Below are 16,608 nucleotides of genomic sequence, written 5' to 3'. Positions count from 1 at the left end.
CTAATTTTCTCGCAAATGCGTTTTGTAAGCTACTTGGCTTCTCAAAGCGCATTTGAGACCGATTCTCACTGGCGGGCAAGGGCTTTATCGTTAACGACGGCTATGGACACATAAGACCGGTGGAGAAGTTTACCGCAGTAAACATGTCGTCCCGCTTATCAAGCGATGGTTCCTGAACGCGCCAAGTGCGAATTCTTAGGATTTCCTGCTCTCTTTTAATGATCGCCGTCTCAACGATCTTTATTATGTGAGCCCAGCTAACCGATACAGCGAGCAGACCTGCACCTGCGTTTGAAATACCGGCCCCTAAAGAAAACAACAATCCAGACGCGAGTGTCCGCCAACGGACGATCCTGAAAAGCGATGAAACCTTCCGCGGACCTTCGCATTAAACAAAAGTCGCCTTATCAATGGCGAGTGCATCCGCGCGCTTGACCGCAATGGGGCTGGCACGTTGCGACCGACCCACGGAGGATTCAATGGAAGAGCAGAAAAAACGCAGACTTCAGCTTTCAAAAGAGCAGAAAAGAGTGCTTGCGGACGCTGCAACTGAGGCAGCATTCGCAGACAATGAACAGCGTCGGAAAGCGCGCGAAGAAAAAACAGCCCGGCTGCGCGCCCTGCGCTTGGCGAGCGAGGCTAAAGTCAGCGAAAGAGCCTGACCCATAGTAGGCTGTCTCGACAGCACTGTGAAAGATTCAAGCTAGCCTGTGGACTGCAGCGATATCGCGAAAAGCCTCAACGTGGCACAGAGTACAGGCTAGCGCTTTCACCCCAACAAAGTCCAAGCCACTTGGCCCGAACCTCCAGCTTTAAATCGACATCAATCAACCCTGACGAAATAATTTAGATTTCCCATGCGGAGCAGCGCGCAGGTACGAGGGCGGAACCTCGATGGTCGCACCGAGCTCCGCCGCAGCATGCCATCCCCAGCGTGGATCGTAGAGCATCGCGCGTGCGAGTGCCACGAAGTCAGCCTTACCGCTCGAGACGATCTCCTCCGCCTGTTTGGCCTCGGTGATCAGACCAACCGCGATAGTCGTAACGCCTGTTGCTTGCTTGATCTCGTCGGCGAAGGGCACCTGGTAGCCCGGTCCTGCGGTGATCTGCTGCAACGGCGACACGCCGGCCGAGGACACATCGATCCAATCGACCCCGCGCTTTTGCAGTTCCTTGACGAACGCAATGCTCTGAGCGACATCCCATCCACCCTCGACCCAATCCGTTGCGGAAATTCGCACGCCAACGGCCTTGTCGGACGGGAACGCCGCGCGGACAGCGTCGAACACTTCGAGCGGAAAGCGCATGCGGTTTTCGAGAGACCCGCCGTACTCGTCCGTCCGCTGGTTGGAGAGGGGCGACAGAAATTGATGCAGGAGATAGCCGTGGGCGGCATGTAGCTCGACACCATCCAGCCCAAGTCTTGCTGCCCGTGCAGCAGTCGCTGCGAAAGCATCGCGCACGCGCGCCAATCCGGCAGCATCGAGAGCGGTTGGCTCGCGCTCGCCATCCTTGTGAGGAAGAGGGGAGGGGGCAAAGTTCTCCCAGCCACCTTCAGCAAGCGGTATGAGTTCGCCACCTTCCCAAGGCAAATGGCTGGACGCCTTGCGGCCGGAATGACCCAATTGCATGACGATAGCCGTCTTTGAGACGAGACGAATAGCATCGATCGCCGGTTTCAGGGCAGCTTCCGTTTCGTCGTTCCACAGGCCGAGGTCGCCGGGCGTGATACGGCCGGCTGCCTCCACGGCTGTCGCTTCCAGAAACAGCATGCTTGCGCCCGAAAGCGCCAACCCGCCGAGGTGGACTTCATGCCAGGCGGTGGCCTTGCCGTTGTCGGCGACATACTGGCACATCGGCGAAACGACAATCCGGTTGGGCAGGGTCAGATTGCGAAGTTCAAACGGTGAGAAAAGGGTGCTCATGGACGGTTTCCAATAACGTGACGGGAGGAGGGGGTAGGGGAGGCGTAGAGAACAGCGAGCAACATGGCGCACAATGACAGGCCGGCAATGATAGCCGATCCCACATCGACGGCGAAGTTCAAGCCGTAGAGTGTGGCAATCTTCCCGAGCAGGAGTGCTGCCAGCCCCTGGGCGAGATAGGCAACCAGGAACAGCGCCGACAAGGTACCGCCGCGATGGCGTGGCGGCGCATTGGCGTTCAAGAGCCCAAGCCCGCCGGAAAACAGCAGGCTGTAGGATATGCCGCCGAACACGAGCGCCGTTGCAAACAGGCTGAGCGAATGCTGGCTGGCGGAAAAGGCAAGCAGGCCAACTGCAGTCAGCGAGGAAAGACCTCCGATCAAGATCGTGGCGGACGACTTCAGGCCTCTGGCGGGGATAGCAACCGCGCCACCGACGAAGGCGAAGAGTGCGATGGTGGCGCCGTTGACCATGGCATTCGGCGAGCCGATCACGTCATGGGCGATCTGTGCCCCGAGTGACAGGATGATGGTGCCCATCGCATAGGACGCAGTGACGGCGATGGTTGAAGTCGCGAAAATCTTGCGCAGGCCGCGCGGGATGACGATGGCCTTGAACCGCCAGGGGCCGGAGGCCTCCGTGCTGAGATGGCGGGGAAGAAACCAGGTCGCCGCAAATATGCCGGCAAGAACCACGAGAAGCACGATGAAATTCAGGCGCGTCGGAAACGGTGCATATTGTATCAGTGCGCCGCCAACCAGCGCTGCGCATATCAGGCCGGTGACCTGGGCGAGCGTAGTAATGGCGCTGGCTTTTTGACCTTGACCCGGCGCGCTGAATTCCACGAGTGCGGCAGCCGACGGCCCGGCAGAAAGTCCGACCCCGATGCCCATGAAAGCGCGTCCGACCAGTACCCACCAGACATCCGGCGCCACCGCGAACAGCAACACACCGATCAGCGAAGCGGCCAACCCGAACAACATCGTCTTGCGACGACCGACATAATCGGAAATATCGCCGAAACCCACAAGGACCAGGACCACCACGATGGGATAGATCGCAAAGATTGCCGTCGTGGCAAACGGCGTCAGGCCCCACTGCCTGGCATAGAGCGGGTAGGTCATGGCCGGTGCAGCACTGGTCCATAGCGTGTGGGCAACGACTGCAGCGGCCGTCCAGAAGCTCGCCCGGCGACTGAAAGTGAAGCGATTGAGCATGTCTAATCCCTGTCGATACTGCGAAACCCAAGACAGGGCATCAGAAGAGCATGGTGGAGCCGCCATATGACGGCTTATCGATTGTCGAATCGAATACGTAAGGTGCGGCGATAGGCCGGATATAAGGCTGTGTCGCGCTCAAAAGTATCTCGCGGAAAATATGGTAGGCTAGCTTTCGTTTGCAAGTGCATTGGCTGCAGGTGCTGGCGCAGCATCGATAATCCTTTCAGCCGCTGCAACGCCTGTCTCGAAGGCGCCATGGGCCGTGGAATAACGCGCCACGGAACAAGCTTCGCCGGCAAACAACAAGCGTCCGTCGACGGGCTCGGCGAGCACGCCGCGCGCAGAAACAGCGCCCGGCCTGGCATAGGCATAAGCGCCACCGATATGCGGTGATGTTGCCCAGCCGGACATCGTCACAAATTCCAGATCGCCGCGAATTGCGCTTCCGAAGACGCCTCCCAGTTCATCGCGCGCAAACGCCAGCGCCGCAGCATCGCCCGCCCTTTCCAGATCATGGGCAAACGGACCGGCGAAGTAGGCCTCGATGATCGGCTGACCAAAGGCGCGGATATGATAGCTGCCAGTGGCACTCGTCGTGGCTGAGCCGTAGGCCTGCGTATCCACCGGCAAATCGAGATCGGAAGGCAAGCGCAGAAAAAGCTTGTTGGCGAGGCCAAGGGGCAGGGAGGCCGCCGCCTCGATCTTGTGCGGCAAGGCTGGCGTAAAACGTATGGTCTCTCGCGCCACCATATCGGTGGACAGCGTGACGATCACCCAGCGTGCCATCAACGCCCCCCGATTGGTCTCGACGACGACAGACGTGCGAGAGCGGTGGTCTATGCCGGTCACGACTGTATGAAGCGAAATGGGCAATGTACCGGCGTAAGTGCTGATCAGCGCCCCGTAGCCCTCACGCACCCGCCAGTCGGGACCCTCGCCAGGCGCGTAGTTGGCATAGTCCAGAAGGGAGGACTGATCCAGCGCTGCGCCGTTCAGATAGGTCCCGATCGCCTCGATCCGAGGGTTCCAGGGGTTATCCGGCTCGAGCAAGTCCGAAAGGGGTTTGTCGGACTCTCCCCGATAATTCTCGGCGCGCTCGAAGAAGTCACCGATTGCCGCATATGCCGCTTCGTCGTTCTGCAGCCGGCGGCCGCCGTCGCTCCATGGCGCCGGTGTCTGGTCAACGACCAGCCCCAGGTCACCTGCAACAGAAGTCCATGCATTGGTTTGGGCGCCATGGAGCCAGCCGCAACCGAGATCGACAGGTTGTCCTGCCAGGAGTTTCGGTCGAACCGTGAGCGCCCGACCACCGATATGCGCGCCGGCCTCAAGAATTTGCAGCGATAAGTCCGGACGGACGGTTTGCAAGTGGCGTCCGGCGGCAATGCCGGCGGCGCCGGCGCCGATGATGATCACGTCCACCTCGCGGCGGACGACTGCCTGCGACAGCATTTGTGTCTCCGATTAAAAGGACATCATTAAACACGGGATGCCCCAGATCGACAGGGGGATTTACGCGGCGCGCATTCACCATTTCGGCACCAGATCGGTCTCACTGCCAGAACTTTTGCCGGGGCCCAGTGTCAGCCGCCTTGCCGACAATCGAGGAAGACTTTTTTACCGATAAAAAACGTCGGCCCGTCGCAATTTTCGTGCTTAAAAGGCGGCATCCGTTTAAAGGAAACAACTACGGGCGATAGCCATTGTCTATCGTAAGACAATATTTGAAAATGCAGCGTCGAAATCAGAGTGAATGCTATGCCGATGAGAGAGTTGCACGAGCGGATGGGCGTTAATCTTGTGCTCCTGGCCCGCCTTTACCGTAGGGCCCTGGATGGTGCTCTGAAGCCTTACGAGCTATCGGAGGCCACCGTTCTGCCAATGCGCTACATTGCCCGCCTCGGCGACAACATCCGTCAGGGCACTCTTGCCGATGTCCTCAATCTGGAGGGACCGACGTTGGTACGGGTTCTCGACCAGCTTACGGAGTTGGGCTATATCGATCGTATCGAAGACCCGCAGGATCGACGCGCCAAAACGTTGCGTCTGACAGCCGCCGGACAGGCGCTGAACACCGAGTTAAGCAACGTATTGGCAAAGCTCCGTGCCGAGCTTTTCGAGGGCGCAAGCGAAGACGATGTGAATGCAACCCTCCGCGTGATGTCGCAACTCGATGCCAATCTTCAGCGCCGGCGCCGGCTCGAGCCGACAGCGGATTAAGCATGGCGACGGACAGTCGACGGATCCGGCAGAAAGGTCAGCGTCGAATTAAACACGAAACGGCCTCATTGGTTGTATACACCTGCCTGAGATGGCCGCATGGGATATACGGGGATCGTCCGGCGAGATAACATCGGTCTCGTTTCATAGGCAGATAGTTCCACACTGTCAGCTAGCTCTTCCTTCCATTGCGCAGAAAGTCCAATGCCGGTGCATAACGCCACGACTAAGCCCGCTCTTGCGGACGTTTCATCCGCTCCTGCTGATATTACCAACGAAAAAGCCTGGCTCAAGATCCTGTCGAAATATCGCCAGCCACGCGGTACTCGTAGCGCGTTCGAACTGGCAGTGACCGTCATCCCCTTTATCGTTTTCTGGGTACTGTCCTGGATCGCCGTTCACTACAGCTTCTGGCCCGGCCTAATCCTGATTGTTCCGGCAGCGGCGTTTCTGCTGCGCCTGTTTATGATCCAGCACGATTGCGGCCATGGCTCGTTTTTCGCCCGCCGTCGCGTCGACGACTGGACGGGCCGTATCATTGGCGTGCTGACGCTGACACCTTACGACTATTGGCGTCGCGCCCATGCCGAACACCACGCCTCTGCCGGCAATCTGGACGAACGCGGCGTCGGTGACATCGCCACGCTGACGATTGCGGAATACAAGGCTCTGTCGCTTCGCGGCCGCATGACGTACCGCCTCTATCGCAACCCGGTGGTCATGTTCGGCATCGGGCCGATCTGGCTGTTTCTCTTCAAGCAGCGGCTGCCATTCGGCATGATGCGCTCCGGGCTGCAGCCATGGGTATCGACGATGGCGACCAACGCCGCCGTCGCGGTGGTCGCCGGCCTGCTCATGTGGGCCGTCGGCGTCGTGCCGTTCCTGCTGGTGCACTTGCCGATCGTCGTGCTCGCCGGCGCCGCAGGCATCTGGCTGTTCTACGTCCAGCACCAGTTCGAAGAAACCCATTGGTCCGAGCCGCCGGAGTGGCAGTTTCCCCACGCCGCCCTGCACGGTGCATCGAATTACGACTTGCCGGCCCCGCTGATGTGGATCACCGCCAATATCGGTATCCATCATGTCCATCACCTTGCCAGTCGAGTCCCTTACTACCGGTTACCGGAAGTGCTGCGCGACCATCCGCAATTGCGCAATGTCGGGCGTATCACGATCATGGAAAGCATCCGCTGCGTAAAGCTCGTCCTCTGGGACGAGAAGACCCGCCGCCTCGTGTCGTTCCGCGACGCAGCCGCCCTGCCAGCATAAGCCAAAAATCGGCCGGCGGACCTTCCGCCGGCACCTCACAGCCAACTGAATACCTTGTCGCAGTCAGCGAGGCCGCAGCAGCACCATTGCGGCTGCACAGGCGACGAGAAACGCCACGCACCAGAACAGTCCGCGTTTCAATTGACGCAGCCGACGCGTCCGGCCGCCATACCAATCATACACCAACGCCTTACTCCACCCGTACCCCTATGCGGGAGGACGATAGCCCTTTCTGCGCGCTCGGCAAGCGGCGGCTTTCGCACGCGACGCACAGCAAAGCCGTCTGGATCGCTGGTAGAACTCACCCAATCGTCGGAAAGACTGCAGCACAACGCAAATAGCCGGCCTTTCAAGGGCCGGCTAGTATTTGAATTTGCTGTGGAAAACCTAGCGCTGGCGGGCCTTGCGGGCTGCATAGCGGCGGTCGCGTTCGGCCTTGCGGGCGGCCTCGTCGGCGGCCATCTGCTCGACGCTCTTTACAGCTTCGGCTTCCTGGGCTTCGGCATGAGCCTTCGCTTCGGCACTGGCGGCAGCGGTCTTGGCTGCGGCTTCGGCCAGCTGGCGCGCATATTCCTCGCGCTTTTCCTGCTCGCGTTCGGCACGGCGCGCTTCACGCGCTTCCGCTGCTGCCGCACGCTCCGCGCGCTTGGCGACCACATCCGGGTCGGTCGGCTTCGGAGCGGTGGCGAATTTCGTCAAAAGCTGCTTCTTGGCTTCGGTGGCAGCCTTGCGGCGCTCGGCAAAGCCATTATCGTTTACGTGTCTCAAGCGGTCGTCGTCCTTATTGGTGGTTTTGCCTCATGGCTTCTCAGCGCTTTGTGGCTTTCTTCGGCTTGCCTACCTGTGGCACAGCATTGGCTTCTTTTTCAAGTCGCAATTCCCGAAGACGGGCTGTCTTGGCGTCGCGATCGGCGGCGACTTCGTCGATTTCGGATATTGTCCTGGTCCGAGCCAGGTATTCCGTTTGCGTCTTGCTGAAAGCGATTTCAGCCTGTTCGCGGGATTTCGAATTCTCCGTCACGTTTCAATCCTCCTCAAAGCGTGTCGTCGGTATTGAAGCGAAAAAGGCCAGACTATAGGTCTGACCTTCCCTTGGACTAAAGCCCCTGCATCATGCCAGTACATCCGTGGTCATGGCGAGGCTAAAGACCGTTAAGCAGCCTGGAGCTGGCCGGCAGACATTTTGCCAGACTTGTTGTCACGCTCAAGCTCGAAAGAAAGCTTCTGGCCTTCGACAATTTCGCGCATCCCTGCACGCTCGACAGCCGAGATGTGTACGAACACGTCCGCGCCGCCGTTGTCAGGCTGAATGAAGCCGAAGCCCTTGGTGGAGTTGAACCATTTTACTGTGCCGGTGGTCATGACGAACCCTTTCCATTGCAACATCGTTTTTCGCAGAGCGATACTCGGCGAATAAATTTTCGATTTTTGAAAGGGGAATTTCGTAAAGAAAGCGTCAAGCGCCAGCAAACACAAATATCGCAAACAACTACCGATGACTTTTTAGTAGCCGAACCGCTCCTCTTTGTCAACTCTTGGCGCACCCTTCGGGCTGCCACACCGCGTTTACAAGCTCCAGCTAAATTTTTACGGCATTATATATTGTCCTCTAATATGAACGGGAATGACGTACGAATCGGATCATCGCTTCCATGACCGGCGAAAAAATATAGCATGGCCGCTTTTCCAGAATCGATGCAGCCTCCGGCGCATGCAGGCTGTGAAGGGCATTTGAACGATGACTGTCTTTTCCGTCAAACATATCACGGTCTACCGCTATAAGAAGCCAGTCGCTTTCGGGGAGCACCGGCTGATGTTCCGCCCGCGCGACAGCTTCGACCAGCGGCTCCTCGAATCGACACTGCTCGTCGAGCCGAAACCCAGCAGCGTCCGATGGATTCTCGACGTCTTCGGAAACTGTGTCGCGCTGGTGAACATTTCCGAGCCGGCCAGCGAGTTGCGCTTCGAAACAAGGATCCGTCTCGACCACACGCCCCAGGTGGCCCTGAACCTTCAGATCGACGACACCGCTCTGCAATATCCGTTCGCCTATGACCCCGACGAAGTCGCAGACCTCCGGCCGACCATAGAGCGTCACTATCCTGATCCGCATGACATAGTCGGCAAATGGGCGCGCCAGTTCGTCCGCATCGGGCAGCCGACTGCGACCGGCCAGTTGCTGATGACGATGTGCTTTGCCATCCATGAAAGCTTCGCCTACGCACGCCGCTCTGCGCGCGGCACGCAGTTGCCGATCGAGACGCTGAAGCTGCGCAAGGGAACCTGTCGCGATTTCGCACTGCTGATGATCGAGGCGGCCCGCTCACTCGGCCTCGCCGCTCGCTTCGTCACCGGTTACGTCTTCGTTCCCAGCCGCAACGATTCAGCGATACGGGGCGGCGGCTCCACCCATGCCTGGTGCCAGGTCTATCTGCCCGGCGCCGGGTGGGTCGAATTCGATCCGACCAACGGAATTGTTGGAAATCGCGATCTGATCCGTGTCGGCGTTGCTCGCGATCCGCGCCAGGCAATCCCACTCACCGGCAGTTATGACGGAGAAGCTGAGGATTATGACGACATGACGGTACAGGTAAACGTGACAACCGAGCGGAGTGCAGGTACGCTTCCGGAAAGGGCCGAAAGAGCCATGGAACAGTCTCTCTCCTGCAACGTTCAACGGTAGCTCATGCCAATTTGCATGGGTTTCCCATAAACAAAGGCTAAGTGATGAAAATAAGTGCCGGCTTCAGCATTGCGTACGACTGCCCGCAGCCAACTCCTATGTTGCTGTGCCTGAACATTCACCCGTCGCGGCGCATTGACCTGTTGTCCGACCAGGTCCTTACCTTTGACAGGGACATCGAAGCTTCAGGCTACACCGACAGTTTTGGCAACGCATGCACACGCATCGTGGCGCCCGCCGGCGTAACGACAATTTCCACTGCCTTCGAAATCTACGATACCGGCCTGCCGGACAATATTCCGGTGGATGCCGTGCAGCACGAGATCAAGGATCTGCCGAACGACGTGCTCGTCTACCTGCTGGGCAGCCGCTATTGCGACACAGATCGGCTGGCGAACTTCGCCTGGTCGCAATTCGGCAATACACCTTTCGGCTGGCAGCGCGTCAAGGCGATCCTCGATTTTGCCCATAACCAGATCAGGTTCGACTACCAGCAGGCCGATTCCACCCGCAGCGCCTATGGCGGCTTCATAGATCGGGTCGGCGTCTGCCGCGACTACGCGCATCTCGCCATCACGCTTTGCCGCTGCATGAACATTCCGGCGCGCTATTGCACCGGCTATCTCGGCGATATCGGCGTGCCCATCGATGTTAACCCGATGGATTTCAGCGCATGGTTCGAAGTCTATCTCGGTGGCAACTGGCATACGGTCGATGCTCGTCACAACAAGCCGCGCATTGGCCGTATCCTGATGGCAACCGGTCGCGATGCCACAGACGTCGCCCTGACCACGAATTTCGGCCCGGCGAACCTGGTGCGGTTTGAAGTGGTTACTGACGAGATTGCTGCCGAGTAACGGCTCTCCCCCCAACACCCACAGAAGTCCCTCCGGCGAATGCAACACCCGTTGCATTCGCCGCTTGCGTTTGCGAGCATGCATCTTTGCACGGCCCCGACAAGAGATTGGATTTCCATGACAACGCTGACCCGCTTTTCCATCAAGCCGCTCTCCACCATGACGCGCACTCTTGCCGACGTCGCCTCGGCGCGTCGCGAGCCCGATCTGGTTATCAGCGATGCGCGCGTGCTCTCGACCTATTCGGAACGCATTCTGCCCGGCAAGGAAATCTGGATCTCCGGCGGCCGCATTGCTGCGGTCAAACCGAACGGCATCTATAAGGGGACACAGGCCAAACGCTACGATGCGAAAGGCGGTATCATCGCCCCCGGATTGGTCGATCCGCATATCCACATCGAATCGAGCATGGTCACGGCCTGCGCCTATGCGGAGGCCGCTCTTCTGAACGGCACGACGACGATTTTCTGCGACAGCCACGAGATCGGCAACGTCATGGATGTCGCCGGTGTCGAAGCCATGCTGGAAGACGCGCGACAGGCGCCGCTGTCGATCTTCCTGACGGTGCCGAGCACCGTGCCGGCAACCTCGCCAGTGTTCGAGACGGCCGGGGGCGATCTGACGCCTGCGAAAATCGCAGCTCTGTTCGACAAATGGCCCGAGGCGGTCGCTCTTGGCGAGAAAATGGACTTCGTCCAGGTCGCCATGGGTGACGAGCGCAGCCACGCCATTCTTGCTGCGGCGCTGGAAAGGGGCAGACCGGTGTCCGGGCACGTCTACGGCCGCGAATTTGTGTCGGCCTATGCTGCGTCCGGTGTCACGGACACCCATGAAGCCATCGACCGGGACATTGCCGACGATATGCTGGAGGCAGGCATCTGGCTCTTCCTGCGCGGCGGCCCGCCGACGACGCCATGGCACAGCCTGCCGCTGGCGATCAAGACCATCACCGAGCTCGGCGCTTCGCACAAGCGCATCGCCGTATGCACCGACGACCGCGATGCCGACGACCTGCTGCTGTTCGGCCAGGACTGGGTGACGCGGGAGGCGGTGAAGGCCGGCATGACAATCGAGCAGGCTTGGTCGATGGGCTCGCTGCACGGCGCCACGCGCTTCGGCATGGAAAACGAAATCGGCGGCCTCGGCGGTGGACGGCGCGCCGATCTCGTGCTGCTGACCGACGAACTGAAGCCGGTCAGCACGTGGTACGGTGGCGAACTGGTCGTGGACAACCGCAAGATCACCGCTGTCCTCGACGAGGCGCTTTCAAAACCATACCGGTATCCCGAGGCCGCCTACCATACGGTGAAGCTGCCGGCCAATCTGAAACTGACGCCGGACCTCCCGACCACGCCGGTGCTAGCACACACCATCAAGACCGAGCTTCCCGGCATCACCCTCGGCCATGTCACCGTCAGTCTTGAGCCGGCGAACGACTGGCAAACGCATTTCGAGCGCCACGGCCTGTGCTTCGTGACAGTCATCGAGCGTCACGGAAAATCCGCCGGCAATGTCGCCCACGGACTGCTCAACGGCTTCGGGCTGAAGAAGGGTGCGGTCGCGTCGTCCGTCGGCCATGATAGCCATAACATCATCGTCGCCGGCACCAACGAGGCAGACATGCAGGTGGCGCTTGCGGCCATCGAGGAGAAGCAGGGCGGCGTCTGCGTCGTCATGGATGGCAAGGTGACAGCCATGGTGCCGCTGCCGATTGCGGGGCTTTTGTCCGACAAGCGGGTCCACGAGGTAGCCGAAGAAACCAAGCTGCTGAAGATCGAGTGGGAAAAGGCCGAGTGCACCATCGCCTATATGGGCTTCAACCTCATACCGCTTTCGGTCATTCCGGAAATCCGGATCACCGACAAAGGCCTCGTGCTGGTGCCGGAGATGGAGATCGTCCCGCTGTTCGAGCCGACCTGACAATGCGTCGCGAAGGGCAGGGGCCTTCGGATTAAGCGACCGGCACCTGTTGTCGCTGCCAGTACGCGGCGACACTGAAACGATCGCGGTCATAGGCGATTTCCGTTTTCAGGAAAATCCGGATCGCCCGGGCCTCTGCCTGTTCGCAGGCAACCCAGACGAACGGCTTCTCTCCTCCGGCGGCAACCTGCTCGCGCACAATTGCCTCCAGCCGCCCGGACAAGCCATCATTGCGATGAAGCCAGACGACTTGGGCCCTTGCCGCCGTTGGCAAAGGCTGTTCGTCCGCCTTGCCGGACACCTCCACGAATATGCGCAATCGGGCATCTGAAGGTGCGGCTGCGGCAATGCGGGCGATGGCGGGGAGGGCGGTTTCATCGCCAACCAGAATGATGTCGCCGACATCCGGCACATCGCCGCCGCCTGGCCCCAAGAGAGCGGCGCGGTCGCCGGGCTTCGCGGACAGCGCCCAGGCTGCACCCGGCCCATGATCACCCTCGTGGATGACAAAATCGATATCGAGTTCGCCGCGATCCGGATGCAGATTGCGGATCGTGTAAGGACGAACGATCAGCGCATCATCGCCCTTCGGCCACTGGATACGTCCATCCGGCATCGTCTGAGGCCAGACGGGTTGACGGTCACGGGGCGATATCAGCAGCCGGACATGCAGTCCCCCGCGGCTGAAATGGGCGATGTCATCGGTGGCGACAGTGACACGGCGCATGTGGGGCGTGATATCGTGGGCGCCGACGACGGTGATTTCGCGCAAATCCGGCACTGCTGCTACCTGCGGGCCATCCGCCCAGCGAAGATCGAGTTCGTCGTTTTCAGCGGACTTGAACAGGTGCTCCGCTACCATGCAGCGAATGGTGAACAGCATCGAGGCCGTCGGGCATTGCAGATTGATGATCAGCCGGTTGTCGGCAAGCGCTATGTCGCCGCCACCTATCGTCGTCTCGATAGTTGCGCCGTCAGACGTGCGGACGACGTAGTCCGGCAACTGGGCACAAAGCTGGTCCAGCAACTTCGCTGCATCGGCGGGAATGGCAACGCCGGAGGCGGTAAACACAGCGGCGTTCATCATTGAGTATCTCCTCGTTCTGCGCTGTCGGATGAAAGGGGGGCGCCAGCCACCCGCTTCCGGTCAGCCGCCTACCACTTCTTGCTGAGTTTCAGGGTAAAGGTCCGAGCATCGGCGTAACCGCAGGTATTCACCCCGGCGCAACCCGAGACGTATTCCTTGTCGAAGACGTTGGCGACGTTGAGCGCTGCGCCCCAGCCGTTCTTTTCGTAACGCACGGCGGCATCGAAGACGGTGGCCGAGGGCACGCGCAGCGTGTTGGCGGCATCGGCCCAGGACTTGCCCTGGTAGCGCATGCCGGCACCGAGGCTGACGCCCTCGAGTGCACCGTCGGTAACGGCGTAGTCGAGCCAGAGCGAGGCGGTCGAGTTCGGCACCAGATAGGGCGAATTGCCGACGATGCTGGTGTCGAGGTTCTTCGTGACCTCCTGGTCCGTGTACGAGTATGAGCCGAGCAGCTTCCAGTTCTGGTCAAGATTGACCTTGCCTTCCAGTTCGACCCCGCGCGAGCGCACCTCGCCGAGCTGGTACTGCAGGAAGGTGGCAGGATCGGTCAGCGCCATGTTCTTTCGGTTGATGTTGAAGATCGAGGCGGTAAACAGGGCGTCCATAAAGGTCGGCTGGTATTTGATGCCGGCTTCATATTGTTCGCCCTCTTCGGGGACCAGTCCCGCACCGGTAGCGGTCGTGCCGATCAGCGGGTTGAAGAATGTTCCGACGCTGACGTAAGGCGTGATGCCGTTGCCGAAGTCGTAGGCAAGACCAGCACGGCCGCTGGGCGACTTGCTGTTCGAACCGGAATCCGTGGAGATCCGGGAGTCGACATTCTCGTCGACGAAATCGTAGCGGCCGTTGAGGGTCACCAGCCAGCCGTCGCCGAATTTCATCTGGTCCTGAGCATAGACGCCGAGCTGCTGCTGCGTCATTACCTGGTCGAGATAGACGAAGTTGGCGCCCTGGGTGCTGTTGTAGACCGGGTCGGTGGCGCTGATAGGGTTCGAGCCGCAGCAGGCTTGCACGTTATCGAGGCGATAGAGCGCATAATCAGTGCCAACCAGAAAGTTGTGGCTGATGCCGCCCAGGTCGAACTCACGCTGGGCATTGTTGTCGACCGAGAAGGAATCGGCCTTGCTATGCTCCGTGAAGCCGATACGCGCCAGTTCGTAGCTCGGGTCACTGTAGCCGGCAGCATTCGGGTCGCCGCCCACATAGCCATTGAGATACGGGCCTTCCTCGTCCTTCTTCAGATGACCGTAACGCAGGTTCTGCGAAAGCTTCCAGCCACCATCGAATTCATGCTCGATGGAGTAGCCGACCATTTCCTGGCTATAGGTTTCCTTGTCGATGCTCGGTTCGCCGTAGAAAGCCTTGCGGTCGATCTTGCCGAACGGGGCATCGACGACGGTGCCGACATAGGGGAAAAAGCCATTGCCGCTGTGCACTTCGTCGAGGCCGCTGACATAGGCATAGACCGAAAACTTGGTGGATTCGTCTGGCGAGATGGTGATCTGCGGCATAACGAAGCCACGCAGGTCGTGTGTGAAATCGCTGTACTGGTCGCCACCGGCGACTTTGCCGGTCAGGCGGTAGCTCCACACTCCGTCGGCGCTGAGCTTGTCGGAGAAGTCAAAGCCGGCATAGGCATTGCCGTTGTTGTTGATCCCGATCTCCGTGTAGTAAAGCGGCTGATCGGTCGGTTCCTTGCGGACCATATTGACGATACCGCCTGGATTGGTGCCGCCGTAGGTTACTGACGAGGCGCCCTTCAGCACTTCGATGCGTTCGAGCGAGAATGGATCGATCTGGAAGCCGCCGAAGCCGTAGCTGAACAGCGTCAGGCCATCGAGAAAAACGCCTGTCTGGGTCGCATCGAAGCCGCGGATATAAAACCAGTCGGTGTCGCCGTCATTGCCGAACGGTTGTGTGTTGACACCCGGCGTATAGCGCAGGGCTTCATCCACCTTGTTTGTAATACCGCGATCCTGCATTTCCTGCTGACCGACCACCGATACCGACTGCGGCAGGTCCTTGATCGGAATATCCGCTTTCGATCCCGCCGTCGTGGTCTTGGCAACATAACCCTTGACCGGATCGCGGCCGGTCGTATCGCTTCCGGTGTCGGTCGCGCCGGCCTTGCCGCCCTGACCGCCCTGCACCACGAGTGGCTTGAGTTCGGTCGGCTGCGTCTCCTCTGCCGTCGCCGATGTGACAAGCGCAAGGCTCGCCATCGCCACGCCCGCTGCCAGCCGCGCCTTGAATGAAATTCCCTTGGTCAAATACGTCATGTCCTGCGCCCCATTGCGCGCCGCCCTTCACCCTCAAGGCGGCGCCGTCTCAATATAAGATGAGTTGTTAACTCATATTAAATCGAAGGGCTTGTCGCAATTTCGCAAAATAGAACGTTTTTGGGCAATTGTGGCAGATGTCGGCATTTGCCCGGGCCCTGTGTCAAAAGCCTCACACAAGCTGGCTCTTCCTCCAGTTTGCCGGCGTCGTGCCGATGTGCTTGCGAAAAACACGGGTGAAATGCGCCTGGTCCGAAAACCCTGTCTCGACGGCCACATCCGTCAAGGGCGTATCCGAAATCATCAGTTGCTTGGCCCGATCGAGCCGAGCCTTCGTCTGCCATTGGTGCGGGGGAATGCCGGTCGAGGCCTTGAAGGCGTGGCTGAAGTGCGATTGCGACATGCTGGTCAACGACGCCAGTTCCTCCAGCCGAATATTTCTGAGACAATTTTCCTCGATGTAATCGACCACCCGGCGCAATTGCCAAGCAGCAAGTCTGCTGCGCTTGCGCGGTGCTGTGCGGGAGAGTTGCAGCACATCGATCAACAGCGAGACCGCCAGTCCGTCGCCGTAGAGATCGTGCAGCGGCGCGGGATTTTCGCATTCCGCCGCGATAAGACCTGCCAGCGCCAGCACGCGCGGATCGGAAAACAGCAGGCGGGGATTGCCCAGCCTGGCGGGATCAAGGTCCTCCATCAGGCGGCGGCTGAGCCCTTCCGCGCTGAAGTGGATATCGAGATGACGGACGAAATCGATATCCACCATATCGGCCCACATCTCCAGCCCGGCCGGTATGTAGGAGGCACGCGGCGCATTTCCCTGCTGCACGCCGGCCGCTTTTGGCGACAGCTTGAGGCTGCATTGACCGGAGCCGCGCGCGTCCAGGAGGACGAACAGCCGGGGATCGTCGGAAACGTAGTAGCCGCCGGCATAGGGGGCGCAATCGACGTCCCAGACATCGGCGACGATTCCATTCCAGACGCGACGGTGAACCCCGCCGATGACGGAGAAGCCTTCAATCTTGTTGTCCATGCGTGGGTGAAATGTCATCGCTCATTCCAGCGGCCGCACCAGACGACGGCGGCCAATACCTAACTCAATAAGTCAGGTATTGGCCACCGTCAATTCCGGGGCATGTTTTGGCCTG

The 16,608-nt window shown here is 59.7% G+C and carries 15 protein-coding genes; 6 read left to right on the top strand and 9 right to left on the bottom strand.

Translation table 11 applies throughout. From position 1 onward, the window contains the following. The first annotated feature begins 479 nt into the window (after positions 1-479). Positions 480-662: a hypothetical protein gene (locus PR018_RS28360; RefSeq protein WP_142824947.1), complete on the top strand. Its 183-nt coding sequence runs from the start codon at positions 480-482 to the stop codon at positions 660-662. Between the two features lie 165 nt (positions 663-827). Here PR018_RS28360 and PR018_RS28355 read toward each other — a convergent pair whose 3' ends face one another. The 3 genes from PR018_RS28355 to PR018_RS28345 all read right to left on the bottom strand — a co-directional run bounded on the left by PR018_RS28355 (position 828) and on the right by PR018_RS28345 (position 4,597). Then, positions 828-1,925: an NADH:flavin oxidoreductase/NADH oxidase gene (locus PR018_RS28355; protein ID WP_142824946.1), complete on the bottom strand. Its 1,098-nt coding sequence runs from the start codon at positions 1,923-1,925 to the stop codon at positions 828-830. Beyond that, positions 1,922-3,142 carry an MFS transporter gene (locus tag PR018_RS28350; protein WP_161990947.1) on the bottom strand — a complete coding sequence of 407 codons (1,221 nt, stop codon included), beginning with the start codon at positions 3,140-3,142 and terminating at the stop codon, positions 1,922-1,924. Before PR018_RS28350 ends, PR018_RS28355 begins: the two co-directional genes overlap by 4 nt. A gap of 168 nt (positions 3,143-3,310) precedes the next feature. Further along, positions 3,311-4,597 (bottom strand): flavin monoamine oxidase family protein, encoded by a 1,287-nt coding sequence (locus PR018_RS28345; protein ID WP_142829300.1) that lies wholly within the window; start codon positions 4,595-4,597, stop codon positions 3,311-3,313. Positions 4,598-4,909: 312 nt separating this feature from the next. On the opposite strand from PR018_RS28345, the gene PR018_RS28340 reads away from it, so the two are divergent. Both PR018_RS28340 and PR018_RS28335 read left to right on the top strand, forming a co-directional pair. Further along, the gene (locus PR018_RS28340) at positions 4,910-5,365 is read left to right on the top strand and encodes a MarR family transcriptional regulator (protein WP_161990948.1); all 456 of its coding nucleotides are present in this window, start codon (positions 4,910-4,912) and stop codon (positions 5,363-5,365) included. A 204-nt stretch (positions 5,366-5,569) separates the two neighbouring features. Beyond that, positions 5,570-6,631, top strand: a complete 1,062-nt coding sequence (locus tag PR018_RS28335) for a fatty acid desaturase (RefSeq protein ID WP_142824942.1) — start codon at positions 5,570-5,572, stop codon at positions 6,629-6,631. A 387-nt stretch (positions 6,632-7,018) separates the two neighbouring features. Here PR018_RS28335 and PR018_RS28330 read toward each other — a convergent pair whose 3' ends face one another. From PR018_RS28330 to PR018_RS28320, 3 genes are all read right to left on the bottom strand, one after another. Further along, positions 7,019-7,399 (bottom strand): DUF6481 family protein, encoded by a 381-nt coding sequence (locus tag PR018_RS28330; protein ID WP_111221160.1) that lies wholly within the window; start codon positions 7,397-7,399, stop codon positions 7,019-7,021. A gap of 40 nt (positions 7,400-7,439) precedes the next feature. Further along, complete coding sequence (locus PR018_RS28325; RefSeq protein ID WP_111221159.1) at positions 7,440-7,652, bottom strand: hypothetical protein; 213 nt, start codon at positions 7,650-7,652, stop codon at positions 7,440-7,442. A gap of 131 nt (positions 7,653-7,783) precedes the next feature. Beyond that, positions 7,784-8,017, bottom strand: coding sequence for a cold-shock protein (locus PR018_RS28320; RefSeq protein ID WP_279309160.1), 234 nt, complete (start codon positions 8,015-8,017; stop codon positions 7,784-7,786). A gap of 352 nt (positions 8,018-8,369) precedes the next feature. On the opposite strand from PR018_RS28320, the gene PR018_RS28315 reads away from it, so the two are divergent. From PR018_RS28315 to PR018_RS28305, 3 genes are all read left to right on the top strand, one after another. Then, positions 8,370-9,314 (top strand): transglutaminase family protein, encoded by a 945-nt coding sequence (locus tag PR018_RS28315; RefSeq protein WP_142824941.1) that lies wholly within the window; start codon positions 8,370-8,372, stop codon positions 9,312-9,314. 44 nt (positions 9,315-9,358) lie between these two features. Continuing rightward, positions 9,359-10,171, top strand: coding sequence for a transglutaminase-like domain-containing protein (locus PR018_RS28310; RefSeq protein WP_142824940.1), 813 nt, complete (start codon positions 9,359-9,361; stop codon positions 10,169-10,171). A 117-nt stretch (positions 10,172-10,288) separates the two neighbouring features. Continuing rightward, positions 10,289-12,091 (top strand): adenine deaminase, encoded by a 1,803-nt coding sequence (locus PR018_RS28305; protein WP_142824939.1) that lies wholly within the window; start codon positions 10,289-10,291, stop codon positions 12,089-12,091. Between the two features lie 31 nt (positions 12,092-12,122). Here PR018_RS28305 and PR018_RS28300 read toward each other — a convergent pair whose 3' ends face one another. The 3 genes from PR018_RS28300 to PR018_RS28290 form a co-directional block, all read right to left on the bottom strand. Continuing rightward, complete coding sequence (locus PR018_RS28300; protein ID WP_142824938.1) at positions 12,123-13,178, bottom strand: siderophore-interacting protein; 1,056 nt, start codon at positions 13,176-13,178, stop codon at positions 12,123-12,125. A gap of 68 nt (positions 13,179-13,246) precedes the next feature. After that, positions 13,247-15,460, bottom strand: coding sequence for a TonB-dependent siderophore receptor (locus tag PR018_RS28295; RefSeq protein WP_142824937.1), 2,214 nt, complete (start codon positions 15,458-15,460; stop codon positions 13,247-13,249). Between the two features lie 172 nt (positions 15,461-15,632). Next, positions 15,633-16,511: a helix-turn-helix transcriptional regulator gene (locus PR018_RS28290; RefSeq protein WP_142824936.1), complete on the bottom strand. Its 879-nt coding sequence runs from the start codon at positions 16,509-16,511 to the stop codon at positions 15,633-15,635. Positions 16,512-16,608: the final 97 nt, after the last annotated feature.

The sequence above is a fragment of the Rhizobium rhododendri genome (assembly GCF_007000325.2).
Classification (GTDB): Bacteria; Pseudomonadota; Alphaproteobacteria; order Rhizobiales; family Rhizobiaceae; genus Rhizobium; species Rhizobium rhododendri.
This window is presented reverse-complemented; position numbering and strand designations above follow the sequence as displayed.